Annotated in this window: 1 protein-coding gene; it reads right to left on the reverse strand. The window is 31.3% G+C overall.

Translation table 11 applies throughout. From position 1 onward, the window contains the following. A partial coding sequence (locus LS69_RS09835) for a hypothetical protein (RefSeq protein ID WP_202978671.1) occupies positions 1–2,100 on the reverse strand: 2,100 nt, incomplete at its 3' end. Positions 2,101–2,257 lie beyond the last annotated feature (157 nt).

Genomic DNA, 2,257 nt, shown 5'->3' on the forward strand with positions numbered 1-2,257 from the left:
TCCCTCGTGGATTAGAATCCCTCTATTAACTCCTACAAACTCATTATGAAGTTTTAATACTTCTTTTCTTGTGTTGCCATTATGCCAAGTTGTATTGTATCTCCCCTCTGGGATTCTAAGTTTAAGCTGTCCTCCTATGCAATCGGGTCCATTTTTTTCTAAGATATAGGCAAAGGGATTGGGTCTATTAGAATAGTGATTTTCTACTTTGGTGATATTGTGTGTGATTTCTGTGTCTTTTGGGGATTCTGTTGTTTCCTTTTCTTTTGTTTTTTCAGTCTTTAACTCTTCAATCTCTGATTCTATTGCCTTATCATCTAAGCGAAAATAAACCCTAGACATTGTAGCAAATGTATCTTGCTTAAATCTCTCTATCAAGATTAAGACTTTCTTTTGGTATTGGATTCTTAAAGGGATTGTGGAATCTTCTTTGAGTTTTAAGTGTTGTAAATAAATACATAGAGATTTTCTAAAGCTAGGGTGTAAATGGATTCCTTGTAAGTTTAATTCATTAGGATTATAGGTAATCTTGATAGGATATACTCCCTCTTGAGTAGGTTTAGTAGAATCTTTTTCGTGTAAAAACGCATCATAATAAAAGCTTGTGTCTTTGTCATTTGGGAGATAGAATCTTGTTCTTTGCTTGTCTTTTTTCTCATCTTCAAGATTTGTTTTGGGAGTTTTTTTGAAATCTTCTTCTTTTGTATTGACTTGTAAATTGTTAATTGGCATTCCACTTCTAGCTTCCCATTCCTTTAAGATTCTTTCATTTTCTAAAAGACTTAAGGTTTTTCCATCAAAGTCTAATCTAAAACGCGATTCTACAATTTTAAGTTCTACTGAAGTAACGCGGTCTTGGTAGATGATTCTATTAAGTCTGTTATTATTATCACTATAAATACAATACTTGGGATTCTCCTCATCACTATAAGCAAAGAATACAATGTTTTTACCCACAAGAGAATCTAGGAGATTTACACTAAAAATATCTTTTAAGGCAATATCTAAGATAAAGCCTTGTATGTCTTCTAAGAGGACATAACCTTTAGGGATAGATTCTAAAGGCTTGTCTTTAAAAGGATTAAAAGTTTGTTTGTTTCCTAGATTTGGTCTTGCTTGTGTTCTGCCTTGCTCTATAATAAAGTTATTTTGAAGAGAATCTGCATTATAAGTGCCATCTAGGATTTTAAATGCCCATTTTATTTCATTTTCTAATGCGTTTAGTTTAGTAGAATCCTTAAGAATATTTTTAGTGATATTGCCTTGTTCTTCTTTGTATCGTCTTGCTATTTGTGTGCTTTCATCTTTTAAGTCTTTCTTTGCGACATAGAATCTCTGTTTCTCATAAAGGAATGCTTTTAATCTAATTCTTTGTTCTTTATCTAAAGTATAGATTTCTAAATGGGGATAATCTAAAGAAGTTGTATCGTTAGGAAGAAAGTAGGAATCTTGTGTTGGTAAAGAGAAAGAAGTAGAAGAGTAAAGGGAATCTTCAAATTCTAAAGAATCTTTGGAATCTTTAAAGCCTAAAGAATCCCTCTCTTGATTTAAGATTCTTTTTTTGTTTAAAGCATTCTCTGCTTTATAAGCTTTGATTAATCCAATAAAATGCGTTTGATTGATGGTTGCAAAGGTAAAAGGAACAACTTTGGAATTACAAATCATTGAACCTAAGAAATTGATTTGAGTGCAAGAAGAATGGAGGAAATGAGATTCTTTGTTGTAAATAATATATTGTTGGGGATTGTCTTCTTGGGTTTGGTTTGGATTGTTTTTAGTATTGCAATCTTGAAGAATCGGAGGATTATCCTTTAAGCGCACATAGACTTTAGAAAAAATATCAAAGTCTTGTTGGATATTAAACACATAGTTTCCCTTTTCTTCTTCACAATCACAACAAATTCTATCTAAAAGATTGTGATTCTTTTCAATCTCTAAGACAATATAATCTTTAAGGTTTGCAATAGGATTCCCTGCTTTATCAATGGCTTTGATTTTGATTTGGTGTTGGGCATTATTAAGGTCTTCTTTGGTTTCTTCTTCAATCTCTTCTTTTTCTTTAATTTCTTTTTCTTTTTCTTCTTGGGTTGGATTTTCCAATACTTTCTCCTAAGGGATTTTAGAATGGATCGATTTAATCTCAAATCTAAATCTTAAACAAACTATTTTAGCAAAAATCCAAGTAATTAAAAAGGGATTATAAATTGGGATTCCATAGTAGAATAGAATCTTTTGTGCTAGATTGTGGATTTGTTTC

The organism is Helicobacter sp. MIT 05-5294 (assembly GCF_000765675.1).
Classification (GTDB): Bacteria; Campylobacterota; Campylobacteria; order Campylobacterales; family Helicobacteraceae; genus Helicobacter_D.